This window comes from Streptacidiphilus monticola (assembly GCF_042658505.1).
GTDB classification, from domain to species: domain Bacteria; phylum Actinomycetota; class Actinomycetes; order Streptomycetales; family Streptomycetaceae; genus Streptacidiphilus; species Streptacidiphilus monticola.
Map to the genome: position 1 here is coordinate 56,260 of NZ_JBHSQJ010000034.1, position 17,946 is coordinate 74,205.

The window sequence follows — 17,946 nt, forward strand, 5'->3', positions numbered from 1 at the left end:
GCCATGAGCGGGCCGCGTGACGGCAGGACCAGCCCGGAGCCCGGCGGGGCCGGAGCCGACCCGTACCTGGAGCAGACCTACGCGCACGACCCCTACGCCCCCCAGGATCCCTACCAGCACGCGGAGTACCCGAGCAGCCAGGCCTGGCAGCAGCAATCGGTGCCGCAGGCCCAGGCTCCACAGCAGCCCGGTCAGCCTGGGGTGCCCTGGCCCGGGAGCCCTGCCGAGCAGTACGTCGGCGTAGATGAACTGATCAGCAGCGCGGGCCGCCCGCAGCAGCACCAGCCGGGCTATCCGCAGCAGCCCTACCCGCAGCAGCAGCCGTACCCGCCACAGCAGGGGCAGCCGCCGTATCCGTCGCAGCCGCATCCGCAGCAGGGGCAGCAGCCCTACCCGCAGCCGACGTACCCGACGCAGGGATACGCCCAGCCGCCTTACCCCGACTACCAGTCCCAGCAGCCGCCTGCCCAGCCCGCCCAGCCTGCCGGGCCCGGGCAGGCGCCCGGTGGCCAGGACTCCTACGACTTCCTCTTCCGGGACAGCGGTCCGGCCGTCTACGGGAGCGTGGGCGGCGACAGCGCGGCAGAGAGCACCGGGACCATCCCGCTGCTGCCGCAGGATCTTCCGCAGGGGGTCCACGGCGGTGGCCAGGCCGCGCAGCCTGCTGAGGAGGCGTCAGCAGGCAAGTCCGGCGGCAAAGTTGCGAGCATCCTCAGCTCCAGCGCAGTGATGGCGGCTGGAACCCTGGTTTCACGTGGAACAGGCTTCCTCCGCACCATGGTGATGGCCTGGGCGATCGGCCTCGGCGCCCTCGCCAACAGCTACAACATCGCCAACACCCTGCCCACCATGATCTACATCCTGGTCGGCGGCGGTGCTCTCAACGCGGTCTTCGTCCCCCAGCTCGTCCGCTCGATGAAGAACGACGAGGACGGTGGCGTCGCCTACGCCAACCGGCTGCTCACCCTGGTCATGGTCGGGCTTGGCGCAGTGGTCTTCGTGACCGTGCTGGGCGCACCGGTCTTTGTACGCCTCATCTCCAGCAAGGTGATGAGCGATCCCGTCTCCGCCGAGGTCACGGTCGACTTCGCCCGTTACTGCCTGCCCACCATCTTCTTCATGGGCATCCACGTGGTGATGGGCCAGATCCTCAATGCGCGAGGCCGCTTCGGCGCCATGATGTGGACCCCGGTCCTGAACAACGTGGTCGTCATCTTCACGTTCGGCATGTACATCTGGGCCTTCGGGACCTTTCACGGACCCGCGAAGCAGATCAGCATCACCCCCGAGGGCGTCCGGCTCATCGGCATCGGCACACTGCTGGGTCTCGCGGTTCAGGCGCTGGCCATGATGCCGTACCTGCGCGCGGCCGGCTTCCACTTCCGTCCCCGCTTCGACTGGCGTGGCCACGGACTTGGCCACGCGGCCAAGTTGGCCAAGTGGACCTTCCTCTTCGTCCTGGCCAACCAGGCCGGCTATCTCGCCGTCACCCAGCTGGCCACTGCCGCCGCACCGGGCGACGCGGGCATCGCCGCCTTCTCCAACGCCCTGCTCATCTGGCAGATGCCGCAGGCCATCATCACCGTCTCGGTCATGAGCGCCGTCCTGCCACGCATCTCCCGCGCTGCCGCGGATGGCGACCCCGGCGCGGTGCGGGACGACCTCTCCTACGGCCTGCGCACCTCGGCAGTGGCCATCGTTCCGGCGGCCTTCCTCTTCCTCTCCCTGGGGCCGGCCATCGGCCAGGTCCTCTACGGCCACACCGGCAAGGCGAGCGGATTCATGCTCTCCGCCTTCGCCTTGGGTCTCATCCCGTACTCCGCCCAGTACGTACTCCTCCGCGGCTTCTACGCGTACGAGGACACCAGGACGCCCTTCTACAACACAGTCTGGGTGGCCGCCTCCAACGCCCTGCTCTCGCTCGTCGCTTACCTCCTGCTGCCGGGCAACTGGGCGGTCACCGGCATGGCCTTCGCTTACGGCGCGTCCTACCTGATCGGCCTGATGGTGGCGGTTCCGCGGCTGCGCCGCCGGCTCGGCGGCTTGGACAGCGACCGGATCAGGCGTACCTACGCCAAGCTGATCGGTGCCAGCCTGATCCCGGCCGTGGTGGGCTTCGGCGTCTCGTATGCCATCACCCACTACGTCATCACGGGGTTCCTCGGGCAGCTCCTGGCTCTGGTCGTGGGAGCCGCAGTGCAGTTGGGCCTCTTCCTGGTGATCGCTCAGCGGATGCGTATCGAGGAGCTCAATTCGCTCATCGGCATGGTTCGCGCCAGAATCGGACGCTGAGACCGAATCCCCAGCGGCCTCGCGCAACCAACCGGGGCAAGCGTCGGTCGTACCTCGGTAGGGGAGTTGGCAGAATTGACCATGGCAGCAGGACATGGTCGATCGCATGGCTAGGGGAGGCAGGTCGCCGGTGGCGGAGCGCAGCAAGGCCGCCGTGGACGAATCCACGGAAGAGGCTCGGGCGGCGGAGGCCGAAGCGCCCTCGACGGAGGACCAAGGCCCCTCCTCGGACGAGGTGGAAGCGCTTGCGTCTGATGGTGCGTCGGAGACCGAAGAGACCGATGCCGACGCATCGGAAACGGACTCCCCGGAAACCGACTCCGCGGAAGTCGGGATTCCAGAGCCGGACGCCCCAGTATCTGGCGTGCTGGAAACTGACATCCCGGAAACTGACGTCCCCTCAGCTCCGGAGCGCCACAGCGGAGATCGCATCGCCGGTCGTTACCGCCTGGACGAGTGCATCACCCAGGCGGGAGACTTCACCAGCTGGCGGGCCGTCGACGAGAAGCTCCGCCGCTCCGTCGGGATCCACCTCATGGCCTCCGGACACGAGCGCGCCAAGCGGGTCCTGGCAGCTGCCCGCCAGGCCGCTCTCCTCGGAGACCCTCGTTTCGTCCAGGTCCTCGACGCCGTCGAGGACGGCGAGCTCCTCTACATCGTGCGGGAGTGGCTTCCCGACGCCACCGGCCTGGACAAGATCCTCCCGGATGGGCCGCTCGACGACTACGAGGCCTACCAGCTGGTCCGCCAGGTGTCCGATGCGCTGGCGGCCGCCCACCGTCGTGGGCTCTCCCATCTCCGGCTCACGCCCGCCTGCATCCTGCGTACCGACAGCGGGCAGTTCCGCGTCGACGGCATCGCGGTCAACGCGGCACTGCGCGGCCTGCCGAGCGAAGACCAGGCAGAGGCCGAAGTCGAGGACACGAGGGCGGTCGGTGCCCTGCTCTTCGCCGCGCTGACCCGACGCTGGCCGACTGCAGAAGGCCGTGGAGCGCTGCCAGGACTGCCTGCCGGAACGGACGAGGTCCCGCCCCCGGCAAAGGTCCGGCCGGGGGTGCACGCGGGACTCTCCGGCCTGAGCGCCCAGATCCTGTGCCGGACCCTTCCGGGCGACCTCCAGCCGATCACCACGCCGCAGGCCCTGGCCACCGCTGTTGCTCAGCTGCCGAAGGTGCGACCGCCTGCGCCGGATCCCTTGGTGCTGCCCGACTACCCGTCCCATCGACCGCAGTCCCCCAGTACCAACGCGCCGGTTCCGTCCGGTCCTTATCCCTCCGCTCCGCAGGCGGCCCCCGCCCATGCGGTCCGATCGGGGGCCGGCAACCGCGCGCTGAAATGGGGCATGTCGGTGCTGGTACTCGCAGCCATCGGTCTGGGCAGTTGGGGCGTGGCCCAGGCGCTGATCGACCAGGGCTCCGGCAATGGCACCAGCACGCAGCTGCAGCAGAGCCCCGGACCGCACACAGGGGACGGGAAGAACACCGACACGGGGTCGGGCACCGGCACGCTGCTGACCATCAGCGCCGGGCAGGAGTTCTCGCCGCGGACGGGCACTCTGATAGACGGCAAGGACGTGGCCAAGGCCTTCGACGGCAACGCCGCGACGGCCTGGGTCGCCGGGACCTTCAAGAACTACCCCAACTTCGGCAACCTGCCGACCCGGGCCGACGGCAGCGGCATCGTCGTGGACCTCGGCAAGGAACAGAGCATCTCCAAGGTGAAGATCACCCTGCCCTATGCGGGCGGACAGAAGATGGAGATCCTGGCAGCCCCTCAGGGCACCACCGCAGCGCCGACGGACCTGAGCGGATTCGGGGTCCGGGTGGCGGACAGCGCCACCGTGCAGGGGGTTGAGTGGGAGCCGGCCATCCGTCCGGTGACGACTCGGTACCTGCTGATCCATGTACTGGCCCTTCCGGCCAAGTCGAGCGGCGATTACGTCGGCGGCATCTCGGAGATCCAGGTCTACGGCTGATGGAGCCGACCGACGCAGAGCTGATAACCCGTCACGTGGCGGGCGATCGCGACGCCTTCGGGGTCCTGGTGCAACGGCACCGCGATCGCCTCTGGGCAGGGTCCGGCCCGCAGTTGCGGCCGAACCTCCCGGCAGCGGACGCCCTGCAGGACGCGCTGGTGTCGGCCTTCCGGAGCGCGCACACCTTCCAGGGCCGCTCGGCGGTCACCACCTGGCTGCACCGAATCGTCGTCAACGCCTGCCTGGACCGGGCCCGACGCTCCGCGAGCCGCCGCACCCGACCGATAGAGGAGACCCCGCCGGGCGCCGTCGAGCAGGCGGTGGGCACGGGGGAAGCGGCAGACGTCGCTGTGGAGCAGCAGGAAGTACGCCGGGAGCTCGCCGGGCTGCTGGCAGAGCTTCCCGCGGAGCAGCGTGCGGCTCTCGTCCTGGTCGACATGGAGGGGTACTCCGTCGCAGAAGCCGCCGAGTTGCTGGGTGTGCCGGTCGGGACGGTGAAGTCGCGGTGCGCCCGAGCTCGGGCCAAGTTGCTCCCGAACCTTCACCACCTCAGACCTCGCGCCGTGCCCCGAGACGTGGATGCGCAGGACGCGGTTTCACGTGAAACCGTCCGGAACCGGATCTCACGACCGAACGTCACAGCGATGAGCGAGGAAGGAGGTGGACAGCCGGTATGAACGCCGGACACCCCGACACCGACACCCTCGCTGACTATGCGGAGGAGTTGCTGGCCCCGGACGCCGCCGCAGTACTGGAGGCGCATGTCTCCTCCTGCCCCGACTGCACCGCTACCCTGGCCGCGCTTGCCGAGCTGTCGGATCTCCTGGCCGACCAACCCGTCCCCTGGATGCCCGAGGACGTCGCCCGCCGGATCGACGACGCCCTGGCCCAAGAAGCCGCCCAGGAAGCGGTCCAGCAGCCGGCCGAGGAGACGGAGGCGGCTTCCGAACCGCCGCTCCGGCCGCTCCCCAGCGCCCGGCAGGCTCCCCGGCCGCATCGGACCCGGCGGATCATCACCCGCTCGTTGGTCGGCCTGGCAGCGGCCGCGGTCATCGGACTCACCGGACAGGCGCTGGTCCACTCGAGCGGCTCGTCCGAGAGCTCCGGTAGTGCCAGCGTCCGCAGCGGAGCTGCTGCCACCGCGCGCGTGTTCACTCGCAGCAGCCTGGCTGCCGAGGCCAACTCGCTGCTGGCTAGCCACACTTCGTCCGGGTCCACCTCGACCCATCCACAGGCTTTGACCGGCGGACAGGGGGAGTCCGGCACGGTCAACGTCCCCGCGTGTGCGCTGAAGGCGGCCGGTCATCAGGGAGCCGCACCCTTGGCCTCGGGCACGGGGTTCTTCGACGGGACCGCGGTCTACGCCCTGATCTACCCCGACGGCGCCACCTCCCTGGACGTGGTTCTGGTGCGTGCCGACTGCCAGAACCACAGCCCTGGCTATGGCACCGACCGGAACGGCCCCGGCGACGTTCTGCTGGAGCAGACCGTGCCGCGCAGCTGACGCTCTGGGAATGCGAGACACTGGGGAACCGTTGAGCGGGGTGGAACCCGGTGGAAGCGACTCAGGAGCAGCAGTGAGCGACGTCCGTAACGTGATCATCATCGGCTCGGGGCCGGCCGGCTATACGGCCGCGCTCTACACCGCGCGTGCGTCCCTGCAGCCGCTGGTGTTCGAAGGCTCGGTCTCGGCCGGCGGCGCGCTGATGAACACCACGGAGGTCGAGAACTTCCCCGGCTTCCGTGACGGCATCATGGGCCCCGAGCTGATGGACAACATGCGCGCCCAGGCAGAGCGTTTCGGCGCCGAGCTGATCCCGGACGACGTGATCGCGGTCGACCTCACCGGCGACATCAAGAAGGTGACCGACTCCGAGGGCACCGTGCACCTGGCCAAGGCCGTGATCGTGACCACCGGCTCCCAGCACCGCAAGCTCGGCCTGCCCATGGAGGACGAACTCTCCGGTCGTGGCGTCTCCTGGTGCGCCACCTGTGACGGCTTCTTCTTCCGCGACCAGGACATCGCCGTGGTCGGCGGCGGCGACACTGCGATGGAGGAGGCCACCTTCCTCTCGCGCTTCGCCAAGTCCGTGACGGTCGTTCACCGCCGCGACAGTCTGCGCGCCAGCAAGACCATGCAGGACCGGGCCTTTAACGACCCGAAGATCAGCTTCGCCTGGAACAGCGAGGTGCAGCACCTGCACGGAGACGGCGTCAAGCTCAGCAGCGTGACCCTGCGGGACACCCAGACGGGCGAGACCCGGGAACTTCCGGTGACCGGCCTCTTCATCGCCGTGGGTCACGATCCGCGCACGGAACTCTTCAAGGGCCAGCTCGACCTGGACGAGGAGGGCTACCTCAAGGTCGATGCCCCCTCGACCCGGACCAACCTGCCGGGCGTCTTCGCCGCGGGCGACGTCGTCGACCACACCTACCGGCAGGCGATCACGGCCGCCGGCACCGGCTGCTCGGCCGCGCTTGACGCCGAGCGCTACCTGGCCGCCCTGGCCCACGCGGGCCAGTCGACTGCCGAGGCACAGCCTGCCGCGGCCACCGTCTGACCATCCTTCACCACCCGCCCCTTCTTCCCCGAGGAGACATCGTGGCCGGCGCCACCATTACCGTCACCGACGACACCTTCGAGGCCGAGGTCCTCAAGAGCGACAAGCCCGTCCTGGTCGACTTCTGGGCGACCTGGTGCGGCCCGTGCCGCCAGATCGCTCCGGCTCTCGAGGAGATCGCCGCGGAGTACGCCGACAAGCTGACCATCGCCAAGATCGACATCGATGCGAACCCGAGCACCCCGGCCAAGTACGGCGTGCTGTCCATCCCCACGATGAACGTCTACCAGAACGGCGAGGTCGTGAAGACCATCGTGGGCGCCAAGCCGAAGAGCGCCCTGCTCCGGGACCTCGCGCAGTTCATCGGCTGACAGCTCGGCGGAGCCCCGTCTCCACACAGCTCGTACAGAACGCCCCCCGCCTGTTTCACGTGAAACGAGCGGGGGGCGTCGTACGATCATGGCATGTCCCAGCACCGCTCTCCCCACGCGTATCACTGGAAGCTCGGTGACACGGGCCCTGCAGTTGCCGAAATCCGCTTCAAACTCAGCCTGCTGGGGTTGCTTCCGGTCGATGACGGGGCGTCAGACTCCGGCTCGCTCATCCCCTCGGCGGCCGCGCTCTTCGACCCGGCGGTGGATGCGGCGGTCCGCTACTTCCAGCAGCAGCGTGGCCTCACCGCAGACGGCATCGTCGGCCCGGAGACCTACCGGCATCTCAATGAGGCACGTTGGCGCCTGGGAGACCGCGTGCTCAGCTACACACCAAGCAGCCTCCAGGTGGGTGACGATGTCGCGCATCTGCAGCAGCGGCTGCTCGACATGGGATTCCCCACGGGCCGCGTCGACGGCATCTTCGGTCCCAACACCGCACAAGCCCTGGCCGACTTCCAGCGCAACATGGGACTGCATCCGGACGGGACGCTGGGACCCACCACCTTCACGGTGCTGGAGCGACTGGCTCGGACCGTTGTTGGCGGTGCACCCCATGTAATGCGCGAGACCGAGCAGTTGCTCCGGTCCGGCCCTGCGCTTCCCGGCAAGGTGGTCGTGATCGACCCCGGGCACGGCGGTGAGGATCACGGAGTCACCGCCAACGGACTCTCCGAGGCAGAGGTCGTCTGGGACATCACCAACCGCCTGGAAGGCCGGCTCACCGCCCTGGGCGTTCGCACCTACCTCACCCGGACCCATGACAGCGCGGGCGACGAAGCCGCGCGAGCCCGCTTCGCCAACGCGACGGACGCGGACCTGATGATCTCCCTCCACGTGGAGGGCCACCGCAATCCGGCAGCCTCCGGTGTCGCCAGCTACTACTTCGGTGACGACAGCCGCGGGCGCTGGTCGCACACCGGCAAGCAGTTCGCGGGCTTGGTCCAGCGTGAACTCGTCGCCCGCTGCGGCATGGGGGACAACCGAAGCCACGCCCGCACCTGGACGCTGCTGCGGTCCACCCGCATGCCCACGGTGCGCCTGGAACTGGGCTACCTCACCAACGCGGAAGACGCCGCCCGCCTGGCTTCGGCCGACGTCCGGGCTCAGGCCGTGGAGGCCATCGCCGTAGCCGTGCAACGCCTCTACCTGCCGCCGGAGGACGATGCGCCGACAGGGGTGCTTCACCTCCCGCTGGCTCTGGCCTGACAGCGGCTGAAGGGCCGTCAGAGCGGCCGCAGAGACGGTTCCTTCTGCACGGCCCCCAGCAGCCGCTCCAGCGCCACCTCGACCTCGCCCTTCCACGAGATCGCCGACCGCACCTCCAACCGCAGCCGCGGATACCGGGGGTGCGGTCGAACCGTCTTGAAGCCGACCGCCCGCAGATGCTCCGCCGGCAGGATGCAGCCGGGGTGCTCCCACTTGGCGTCCCCGAAGGCCTCGATGGCCTTGAAGCCGCGGCGCACCAGGTCCTTGGCCACCGTCTGCACCAGAACGCGGCCCAGCCCCTGGCCCTGGTAGCCGGGCAGGATGCGAGCGGTCATCAACTGCACCGCATCCGGGGAGATGGGGCTGGTGGGGAAGGCCGTCGACCGCGGCACATAGGCCGGGGGAGCGTAAAGGACGAAGCCGACCGGTGCGTCATCCACATAGGCGATGCGACCGCAGGAACCCCAGTCGAGCAGCACGCTCGAAATCCAGGACTCCTTCTCGAGCTCTGCCATGCCGTTCTTCACGGCCGCCTCGCCGCTCACCGGGTCCAACTCCCAGAACACGCACGACCGGCACGTCACCGGCAGGTCGGAAAGCGAGTCGAGCGTCAGCGGTACCAGCCTGCGTCCCATAGCTCCACGATAAGGCGAAGGCCCGCTGTTTCACGTGAAACAGCGGGCCTTGCGCACCTGGTGCCGTGACCGGCATCGTCGTCGATCGGGTCAGTCTTCCTCGGAATCGCCCTCAAGACCCTGCCGCAGCAGCGCGCCCTCGCCTGGTGCGAAGCTGCCGAGGATGCGATCGAGGTCCTCGACCGAAGCGAACTCCACGACGATCTTTCCCCGCTTCTGGCCGAGCTCCACCTTCACCCGGGTGTCGAAGCGGTCCGAGAGGCGGCTGGCCAGGCTCGCGAACGCCGGGGAGACCCTGCGGCCGGCCCGGGGGCCGCGCGCCTTCTTCTCTCCCTGCCCGGCGCTGTCCATTCCGGCCAGAGCCACGATCTCCTCGACCGTCCGCACCGAGAGCCCCTCGGCAACGATCCGCTCGGCCAGACGGTCCTGCTCCTCCGTGTCGCCAAGTCCGAGCAAAGCACGAGCGTGCCCGGCCGAGAGCACGCCGGCAGCCACCCGACGCTGCACCGGGGGCGAAAGCCGCAGCAGCCGAAGCGTGTTGGAGACCTGGGAACGCGAACGCCCGATCCGGTCCGCCAGCTGCTCATGGGTGCAAGCGAAGTCCTTGAGCAACTGGTCGTAAGCGGCCGCCTCTTCCAGCGGGTTGAGCTGAGCCCGGTGCAGGTTCTCCAACAGGGCATCCAGAAGCAGCTTCTCGTCCTCGGTGGCCCGGACGATGGCCGGGATCTTCTCGAGCCCGGCCTCCCGGGAGGCGCGCCAGCGACGCTCACCCATGATGAGCTCGTAACGCTCCGGACCCAACTGTCGGACCACCACCGGCTGCAGCAGTCCGACCTCCTTGATGGAATGGACGAGCTCGGCGAGCGCCTCCTCGTCGAAGATCTCCCGCGGCTGCCTCGGGTTGGGTGTGATCGTGTCGAGGGGGAGCTCGGCGAAGTACGCTCCGGCGACCGGGCTCAGCTCCTCAGTGCCGAACCGGCCGGCTGTTTCACGTGAAACAGCGTCAGAACCCTGCTGGTCCTCGCGCTCCAGCGTCTGGACGGGGGCGACCGAGCCGATGCCCGCGACCTTGACTGCGGCGACGCCACGCTCCGAGCCGAGGCCCGGCGCTCCCGTCGGGGAAACAGCGCTGCCGTTGCCCGGGACAACGGCCGGCCCGGAGGCAGCGGGGATCAGTGCCCCGAGCCCACGGCCCAAGCCTCTGCGACGCTCACTCACCGGTTCCCCTCCACTGTGCTGTGCTGCTCGAACGACCGGGGCTGCTGCTGGACGAACACCCCGGGACTGGCCGCGTCAGGGCTGTACGCCGCTTCCGCTGCCTTCGCATCGGACTCCGCGCCGCGGAGCGCGATCTCGCGGGCCGCCTCCAGATAGGAGAGGGCTCCGCTGGACCCAGGATCATAGGTCAGCACCGTCTGACCATAGCTCGGTGCCTCCGAGACCCGGACGGAGCGAGGAATCGACGTCCGCAGCACTTCGTGCTGGAAGTGGCTGCGCACTTCTTCCGCCACCTGCGAGGCCAGCCGGGTGCGGGCGTCATACATCGTCAACAGGATGGTAGAGACGTGAAGTTGAGGGTTGAGGTGGGCTCGGACCAGGTCCACGTTGCGCAGCAGCTGCCCCAGACCTTCCAGGGCGTAGTACTCGCACTGGATGGGGATGAGCACCTCCTGCCCGGCCACCATGGCGTTCACGGTGAGCAGGCCGAGCGACGGCGGACAGTCGATGAGGACGTAGTCCAAGGGCTGCTCGTACGCCGCGATGGCCTTCTGGAGCCGACTCTCCCGAGCCACCAGCGAAACCAGTTCGATCTCGGCTCCGGCAAGGTCGATGGTGGCGGGACAGCAGAAGAGCCCCTCGACATCGATCACCGGCTGTACGACATCGGCGAGCGGCTTCCCCTCCACCAGGACGTCGTAGATGGAGGGGACCTCCGCATGGTGGTCGATCCCCAACGCCGTCGATGCGTTGCCCTGCGGATCCAGGTCGATCACGAGCACCCGGGCGCCGTGCAGAGCCAGCGACGCCGCCAGGTTGACGGTGGTGGTCGTCTTACCCACGCCGCCCTTCTGGTTGGCCACGACCATCACACGGGTCTGCGCGGGTCGGGGCAGCGCCTCACCGACCCTGGCCATTGCGCTGACCGCAGCCTGCGCAGCGCGGGCAATGGGCGTGTCATCGGCCAGCGGAGGAGTATCCGAGTCCTGCATGTCCGTCAGTGTTTCACGTGGAACATGCTCTTGAGTACGTGGTCCGGGCACCGGCTCGGCCACAGTCAGAGATTCCGGCAGAGTCTCGGGCATCGCATCGCCCCCCTCTTCGTGCTCGCTGTCGTCAAAATCATTGCGCAGCAACGGGGTTGCGGAAGCCCTTTGAGAGTTATCCACACGGTGAATCGGCCACTGTTCACTCGAAGGAGGGGTGTGTGACCTGGGAGAACGAGGTTGTTCCGCGGCCGCGCGACTGCGGGCCAGAATGCCGGAGAGCAGGGAGCGACGTTTCACGTGAAACACGATGCCCCTTTTGTCACATATCTGACGGTTCGACACTCCGTCGGACACGAACGGGACTTGCGCTGTTTCACGTGAAACACGCGCCACCGAAGGCGGTGCAGCCGCAGCTGGGCCCTACCTAGCGGCGTCGCCGACTGGGGCTCCCACCCCGGGTGGTACGCGACCCCCGAGCCGCCTTGGCCCGTTTGGCCGCCGCTCGGATGCCCCCGGGGCTCTCCCCAGCCTGCACCCGCACCACATGCGTCGGCGTTTCGACCACACCTTCGCCGGCCACGGCCACCGACCACTCCTCGGCGCCGAGCCGCTGCAGGGCGGCCTTGTGCTCGGCCACCTCCTGCTCAGCGGAGTCACCCTTGAGGGCCAGCATCTGGCCATAGGGGCGAAGTAGCGGCAGACCCCAGCCCGCCAACCGGTCCAGCGGAGCCACCGCCCGGGCGGTCACCACGTCCACGGAGATCTTGCCGACCATCTCCTCGGCGCGGCCCCGCAGCACCACCACGTTCTCGAGTTCCAACTGTCGGACCACCTCCTCCAGGAAGGTCGTCCGTCGCAGAAGCGGCTCCAGCAAAGTGATCTTCAGATCCGGCCGCGCCAACGCCACTGGGATCCCCGGCAGCCCGGCGCCGGAGCCGACATCGCACAGCGAGGCGCCCTGCGGCAGCACCTCACCCAACACCGCGCAGTTGAGGATGTGCCGCTCCCACAGTCGCGGCACCTCCCGGGGGCCGATCAGCCCACGCTTCACCCCGGCATCGGCCAGCAACTCGGCATAGCGGACCGCCTTGGGCAGACGGTCACCGAAGACCTCCTGCGCCACAGCCGGGGGCTCAGGGAGCTCGGTCGAGAACTCCTCCGCACCCGACACCGCTTCCACCATTGCCGAACCACTCCCTCGCCACTCGACGACTGTTCCGGGACTACTCTCAACCAGCCTGCAGCATCCGTCCTTCAGGACCGCAGCGGCCCCGCCCACGTACAGCGGGCGGGGCCACGGACCCTTGCTCGGAACTCAGCTCACGCAGGCAGCACCACGACGCAACGCTGCGGTTCTTCACCCTCGGACTCGCTCCGCAGCCCGGCAGCCGCCACGGCATCGTGGACGACCTTGCGCTCAAAGGGCGACATGGGACGAAGCTTCACCGGCTCACCGGTCTCCTTCGCCTGCTGCGCCGCCTCGGCGCCGAGCTCCGCGAGCTCGGCGCGCTTGCGGGCCCGGAAGCCGGCAATGTCCAGCATCAGTCGGCTCCGCTCACCGGTCTCCCGGTGCACGGCCAGACGGGTCAGCTCCTGGAGCGCCTCGAGCACCTCGCCGTCCTGACCCACCAGGCGCTGCAGCGAGCGCTGCGCCCCGGGGCCCTCGCCGATGATCGAAACCGACGCCCGGTCGCCCTCGACATCCATGTCGATGTCGCCGTCGAGATCGGCGATGTCCAGAAGGGCCTCCAGGTAGTCCGCAGCGATCTCGCCCTCCTGCTCCAGCTGGGCGAGCACCGCCTTCGCGGACTTGGCAGGCTCAGCGGCAGCCACGGTGTCGGTGCCTTCCGTCACGGCTGGACTCCTTCAAGCAATACAGAGGTGGGGGTCAGGACTTCTTCTTGGACTGGCCGCCGGCGGTCGCGCGGCCACGCGATCCCGCCCCGGAGCCAGAACCGGAACGCTGGCCGCCGGCACCCGAGCGCTGACCGCCTGAGCCCGAACCGGAGCCCTGGCCACCAGCACCAGAGCCTGACCGCTGGGACTTGGTGGTGCGCTTCGGCTGAACCCGCTGGACGGCGGCCGGAGCCGGAGCCTCCTCGGCCTTCTCGCTGGAGCCCTTCACCAGAGAGGTCAGACCGACCTTGATCTCAGTGCCGTCCGGGTTCAGCTTGCCCTGGGCCTTGAGGCGCGCCTGGCGCTCCTTCCAGGCGAGCGAGCCGGGGGTCGGGTTGCGGCGGATGATGACGAGCTGCTGGCCCAGGGTCCACGCGTTGGAGGTGACCATGTAGATCAGGACACCCACCGGCATGTTGATGCCGAAGAAGATGTAGATGACGGGGAGGACGTACATCATCATCTTCTGCTGCTGCATGTACGGCGTCTTCACCGACAGGTCCACGTTCTTCGTCATCAGCTGACGCGTCGTGAGGAACTGGGTGAAGCACATCGTGAGGATGAAGATCGCCGTGACGATCTTGACCTCAGTGCCGGAGTTGCCGACGAAGGTCGCCGACAGGTGCGCCCCGAAGATGGTGGCGGTGCCCGCGCTCGCCAGCAGGGCCGGGGTGATCACGCCCTTGGCCTTGTTGTTGGCCACGTTCTTGAGCACGCCGTAGAGGGACATGAAGAACGGCGACTGGATCAGCAGCGGCAGGCAGCTGGCCGCCGGGTTGGTGCCGGCTTCCCGATAGAGCTTCATCATCTCTTCGGACTGCCGCTGGCGGTCGTTCTTGTAGCGCTCCTGGATCTGCTTCATCTTCGGCTGGAGCGCCTGCATCGTCCGCATGGACTTGATCTGCTTGACGAACAGCGGGATCATCGCCGCCCGGATCAGCACGGTCAGACCGACGATCGACAGGCCCCACGCCCAGCCCGAGTCGTCACCGAACATCGCCCCGAACACCTTGTGGAACTGGACGATGATCCACGAGACCAGGTAGTACAGCGGGTTGAGGATCGTATCGAGAAACCCCACGGTCAAGCTCCTTGGTGGGCAGTGGGTGATGATGCGGCCGGCTCACCGGTGGTTGCCCGGCCAGGGTTGTTGTGGGGTCGCACCCGCTGGTACCAGACGGGATGCTTGCGGGCGGGGACGTAGTCCACGCCGCCGACGCTCCATGGATTGCAGCGCAGGATGCGCCACGCCGTCAGGACGGAACCCTTCAGCGCTCCGTGGACGCGGACGGCCTCGAACCCGTAGCGCGAGCACGAGGGGTGGTACTTGCAGACAGGGCCGAGCAGAGGACTGATGGTCCACTGGTAGATCCGGATCAGGGCCAGCAGCACGTACTTGCCTGCAAACAGTGCGGCCAGGCCGATCCCCAGTACCAGCAGGTACGTCACTGCCCTGCTCCCGTCGGCGAGGATGCGGTGGATGCGTCAGCCGTACTACGTCGGCCGTCCGCCCGGGGTTCCCGAGGGCGGGACAACTTCCGCAGTGCCGAGTCCAGATCGCGTTCCAGGTCCGCGTACTCCGCATCCGCAGCCGGAGGCAGTGCGCGCACCACTATCAGGCTACCTGCGGGCAGCGCACTCAGACGCTGGCCGATCAGGTGACGTAGCCGACGCTTCACACGATTGCGAACCACGGCCTTGCCCACAGCCTTGCTCACGACAAAACCCGCACGCGCCGGTGAGTCGGGCTCCCCGGGGGCGTGCGGGCTCGTCGGTACCGCAGACGGCGCCTCGGCAAGGTGGACGACGAGCAGGGGACGACCGGCCCTACGGCCGTGTCGGAACGTCTGCGCGAAGTCCTCGCGCCGCCTCAGCCGATGCTCGGAGGGCAGCACGACATGACGACCTTGTCTCAGGCGGACAGGCGGGCGCGACCCTTGCCACGGCGCGCGGCGAGGATGGCGCGGCCGGCACGGGTGCGCATACGCAGGCGGAAGCCGTGGGTCTTCGCACGACGGCGGTTGTTCGGCTGGAAGGTGCGCTTGCTCACGGGGGAACTCCAGGTCAATCGAAGGGGTGGCGGGTGTATCGCTTGGCCGTCACCGTGCGTCCGCGCGATCCCCGGCAGCCTGTCGGCTACGGTGATCCACGACGCCCGACTGCGCACCATGGCTTGCGGAGATTCCGCGGGCATGCGGCAGCGGCCATCGACAACTCGACCTCGTTACGGTACGTGGAACCGGCCGGACGGGTCAAACCAGCCTGCCGCGACACGTTGTTCACACCCTGTGGACAACGACTTGAACGAGGCAGGCCCGGCCACCTACGGTTGACGGACTTTCCCCTGCGGTCGCTTGAACCTCTGAATCCGAACTTCCAGGTTCGCTCCGTCCCGTCCTCCTGTCTCCGAAGGCGCGTGCACCAGTGGCTGATACTTCCGATTACGCGACCGTCTGGGCGCGGGTCGTCGAGCGGCTGGGGAACGACCCGAACGTCGAGGCCATGGACCGCAAGTGGATCCAGCGCACGCATCTGATCGGGACCATGGGCGGCACCGCGCTGCTGGCCACGCCCAACGAGTACGCGAAGCAGATCCTCGAGAGCCGGCTCTTTCAGCCGATCTCGGAGCAGCTCAGCCACGAACTGCAGCAGCCCATGCGCATCGCGGTGATCGTGGACGCCAACGCGGCTCCCGCCCCCGCGCCGCTTCCGCAGCAGCCCCCGGCCCCAGGCCCCTCCTACGGCGGCGGCTACGGGTCACCGAGCCCCACCCCCGGCTACTTCGGCGGCTATCCCCAGCAGCCCGCTCAGCCGGCGTACCACCAGCCCTACAGCGAGCCCCAGCCCTATCCGGAGACACCGCTCTACCAGGAGCCGGGCTACCACCAGGAGACCGGCTACCCGGAGCCGCCCTCCTTCGGTGATCCCCAGCAGGACGAGTGGGCCCCGCAGCCGCTGCTGCCGCTCCCCCCCTCGCTGCCTGGTCCCGGGGCACCCGGAGCCGAGCTGGATCGGGTGGAGCCGCCGCAGGCCTCTGTGCAGCAGCCGCCCGTCCAGGGCCCTGAGCTGCCACCCAACCGCCCCGGCACCGGGTCGAGCGGCACGCCCGCGCTGATCGGGGCCGGCAAGGGCGGCAACGAGCCGGCTGCCCGGCTCAACCCCAAGTACCTGTTCGAGACCTTCGTCATCGGCTCCAGCAACCGCTTCGCGCACGCCGCCGCGGTGGCCGTGGCCGAGGCACCGGCGAAGGCCTACAACCCGCTCTTCATCTACGGCGAGTCCGGCCTGGGGAAGACGCACCTGCTGCATGCCATCGGGCACTACGCCAGCAGCCTCTACCAGGGCACCCGGGTCCGGTACGTGAGCTCGGAGGAGTTCACCAACGAGTTCATCAACTCGATCCGCGACGACAAGGGCGACGGCTTCCGGCAGCGGTACCGGGACATGGACATCCTGCTGGTCGACGACATCCAGTTCCTGCAGAACAAGGAGTCGACGCAGGAGGAGTTCTTCCACACCTTCAACACCCTGCACAACGCCAACAAGCAGATCGTGATCTCCTCCGACCGGCCGCCGAAGCAGTTGGTGACTCTGGAGGACCGGCTGCGCAACCGCTTCGAGTGGGGGCTCACCACCGACGTCCAGCCCCCCGAGCTGGAGACGCGGATCGCGATCCTGCGCAAGAAGGCCATCCAGGAGCAGCTGAACGCCCCGGCCGAGGTGTTGGAGTTCATCGCCTCGCGGATCTCGCGGAACATCCGCGAGCTGGAGGGCGCGCTGATCCGGGTGACGGCCTTCGCCAGCCTCAACCGCGCGCCGGTGGATCTGCAGCTGGCCGAGATCGTGCTCAAGGACCTGGTGCCGGGCGGCGAGGACGACGGACCGGAGATCACGGCCGGCGTCATCATGCAGCAGACCGCCGCCTACTTCGGGCTGACGGTGGAAGACCTCTGCGGCTCCTCACGCAGCCGGGTGCTGGTAACGGCACGGCAGATCGCCATGTACCTCTGCCGCGAGCTGACCGACCTGTCGCTCCCCAAGATCGGCGCTCAGTTCGGCGGCCGTGACCACACCACCGTGATGCACGCGGACCGGAAGATCCGCACGATGATGGCGGAGCGGCGGGCCATCTACAACCAGGTGACCGAGCTCACCAACCGCATCAAGAGCTGAGCCTGTCAACCGCCCAAGGCGGCAAGCATGTTCGAAGGGGTGCCCCCGGGCGCCCCTTCGGTGTTTTCTCCACAGTTCCCACAGCAGGGACTCGTCCACACCCTGGGGAACAGCGGGTTATCCAGAACTCGTCCACAGGAGCGGCGGGGATGGGAGGATCGTGCCAGCTCAGCTGCCTGTGGACTTGTGGGCGCGAGTTCCCCACAGGCTGTGGACAACTGACGGGGCGTCAACCGGGTGCCAGAGTTTTCCACGCACTGTCCCCAGGCAGGGGCCGGTTGTCCCCAGCTGGGGGCAGGTTCTCCACACGAACATCCACAGTTCGGCAACAACGGAGCCCATTTCACCGCGCCGAGTGAATTGGGCCTCGCCGAGTTGCCGGTGGGGCTGGGGAAGAGCGGTGGAAAAGCTGGGGACGGTGATGGGGAAAACCTGGGGACAACCGCTGTGGCCTGTGGGAACCGCTCCTGCCGTCCACAGCACCCCTAGTTTTTCCACCGGCGGCGTCCCCAGGCGATGTGGACAGAAAATGGGCCCCGACCAGGGAGAAAAGGGGTTATCCACGGT

17 protein-coding genes are annotated in these 17,946 nt (G+C 68.3%); 8 read left to right on the top strand and 9 right to left on the bottom strand.

Translation table 11 applies throughout. From position 1 onward, the window contains the following. Nucleotides 1-3 precede the first annotated feature (3 nt). The 7 genes from murJ to ACFP3V_RS09730 all read left to right on the top strand — a co-directional run bounded on the left by murJ (nucleotide 4) and on the right by ACFP3V_RS09730 (nucleotide 8,468). Nucleotides 4-2,292, top strand: coding sequence for a murein biosynthesis integral membrane protein MurJ (gene murJ, locus ACFP3V_RS09700; protein ID WP_380581978.1), 2,289 nt, complete (start codon nucleotides 4-6; stop codon nucleotides 2,290-2,292). Between the two features lie 364 nt (nucleotides 2,293-2,656). Continuing rightward, nucleotides 2,657-4,267, top strand: a complete 1,611-nt coding sequence (locus tag ACFP3V_RS09705) for a protein kinase family protein (RefSeq protein ID WP_380581981.1) — start codon at nucleotides 2,657-2,659, stop codon at nucleotides 4,265-4,267. Then, nucleotides 4,267-4,944 carry an RNA polymerase sigma factor SigM gene (sigM, locus tag ACFP3V_RS09710; protein WP_380581984.1) on the top strand — a complete coding sequence of 226 codons (678 nt, stop codon included), beginning with the start codon at nucleotides 4,267-4,269 and terminating at the stop codon, nucleotides 4,942-4,944. Before ACFP3V_RS09705 ends, sigM begins: the two co-directional genes overlap by 1 nt. After that, complete coding sequence (locus ACFP3V_RS09715) at nucleotides 4,941-5,771, top strand: zf-HC2 domain-containing protein (RefSeq protein ID WP_380581986.1); 831 nt, start codon at nucleotides 4,941-4,943, stop codon at nucleotides 5,769-5,771. Before sigM ends, ACFP3V_RS09715 begins: the two co-directional genes overlap by 4 nt. 73 nt (nucleotides 5,772-5,844) lie before the next feature. After that, on the top strand, nucleotides 5,845-6,828 hold the full coding sequence (trxB, locus tag ACFP3V_RS09720; RefSeq protein WP_380581988.1) for a thioredoxin-disulfide reductase: 984 nt from the start codon (nucleotides 5,845-5,847) through the stop codon (nucleotides 6,826-6,828). Nucleotides 6,829-6,869: 41 nt separating this feature from the next. Further along, nucleotides 6,870-7,199, top strand: a complete 330-nt coding sequence (gene trxA, locus ACFP3V_RS09725; protein WP_380581990.1) for a thioredoxin — start codon at nucleotides 6,870-6,872, stop codon at nucleotides 7,197-7,199. A 93-nt stretch (nucleotides 7,200-7,292) separates the two neighbouring features. Then, the gene (locus ACFP3V_RS09730; RefSeq protein WP_380581992.1) at nucleotides 7,293-8,468 is read left to right on the top strand and encodes an N-acetylmuramoyl-L-alanine amidase; all 1,176 of its coding nucleotides are present in this window, start codon (nucleotides 7,293-7,295) and stop codon (nucleotides 8,466-8,468) included. 17 nt (nucleotides 8,469-8,485) lie between these two features. Here the strand turns inward: ACFP3V_RS09730 and ACFP3V_RS09735 are convergent, their stop codons facing one another. The 9 genes from ACFP3V_RS09735 to rpmH form a co-directional block, all read right to left on the bottom strand. After that, nucleotides 8,486-9,103 carry a GNAT family N-acetyltransferase gene (locus ACFP3V_RS09735; protein WP_380581994.1) on the bottom strand — a complete coding sequence of 206 codons (618 nt, stop codon included), beginning with the start codon at nucleotides 9,101-9,103 and terminating at the stop codon, nucleotides 8,486-8,488. Nucleotides 9,104-9,193: 90 nt separating this feature from the next. After that, nucleotides 9,194-10,321 carry a ParB/RepB/Spo0J family partition protein gene (locus ACFP3V_RS09740; RefSeq protein ID WP_380581996.1) on the bottom strand — a complete coding sequence of 376 codons (1,128 nt, stop codon included), beginning with the start codon at nucleotides 10,319-10,321 and terminating at the stop codon, nucleotides 9,194-9,196. Continuing rightward, nucleotides 10,318-11,406, bottom strand: coding sequence for a ParA family protein (locus tag ACFP3V_RS09745; RefSeq protein ID WP_380582039.1), 1,089 nt, complete (start codon nucleotides 11,404-11,406; stop codon nucleotides 10,318-10,320). Before ACFP3V_RS09745 ends, ACFP3V_RS09740 begins: the two co-directional genes overlap by 4 nt. A gap of 328 nt (nucleotides 11,407-11,734) precedes the next feature. Continuing rightward, nucleotides 11,735-12,493 (bottom strand): 16S rRNA (guanine(527)-N(7))-methyltransferase RsmG, encoded by a 759-nt coding sequence (rsmG, locus tag ACFP3V_RS09750; RefSeq protein WP_380581998.1) that lies wholly within the window; start codon nucleotides 12,491-12,493, stop codon nucleotides 11,735-11,737. Between the two features lie 137 nt (nucleotides 12,494-12,630). Continuing rightward, the gene (locus ACFP3V_RS09755) at nucleotides 12,631-13,164 is read right to left on the bottom strand and encodes a Jag family protein (RefSeq protein WP_380582000.1); all 534 of its coding nucleotides are present in this window, start codon (nucleotides 13,162-13,164) and stop codon (nucleotides 12,631-12,633) included. Between the two features lie 34 nt (nucleotides 13,165-13,198). Continuing rightward, nucleotides 13,199-14,293, bottom strand: a complete 1,095-nt coding sequence (gene yidC, locus ACFP3V_RS09760; protein ID WP_380582002.1) for a membrane protein insertase YidC — start codon at nucleotides 14,291-14,293, stop codon at nucleotides 13,199-13,201. Then, nucleotides 14,290-14,646 carry a membrane protein insertion efficiency factor YidD gene (gene yidD, locus ACFP3V_RS09765; protein ID WP_380582041.1) on the bottom strand — a complete coding sequence of 119 codons (357 nt, stop codon included), beginning with the start codon at nucleotides 14,644-14,646 and terminating at the stop codon, nucleotides 14,290-14,292. The genes yidC and yidD overlap by 4 nt, the downstream gene beginning before the upstream one ends. Nucleotides 14,647-14,651: 5 nt before the next feature. Then, nucleotides 14,652-15,101, bottom strand: a complete 450-nt coding sequence (gene rnpA, locus ACFP3V_RS09770; RefSeq protein WP_380582004.1) for a ribonuclease P protein component — start codon at nucleotides 15,099-15,101, stop codon at nucleotides 14,652-14,654. 17 nt (nucleotides 15,102-15,118) lie between these two features. Further along, complete coding sequence (gene rpmH / locus ACFP3V_RS09775) at nucleotides 15,119-15,256, bottom strand: 50S ribosomal protein L34 (RefSeq protein WP_125638610.1); 138 nt, start codon at nucleotides 15,254-15,256, stop codon at nucleotides 15,119-15,121. 374 nt (nucleotides 15,257-15,630) lie between these two features. On the opposite strand from rpmH, the gene dnaA reads away from it, so the two are divergent. Next, nucleotides 15,631-17,379 (top strand): chromosomal replication initiator protein DnaA, encoded by a 1,749-nt coding sequence (gene dnaA / locus ACFP3V_RS09780; protein ID WP_380582006.1) that lies wholly within the window; start codon nucleotides 15,631-15,633, stop codon nucleotides 17,377-17,379. Nucleotides 17,380-17,946 lie beyond the last annotated feature (567 nt).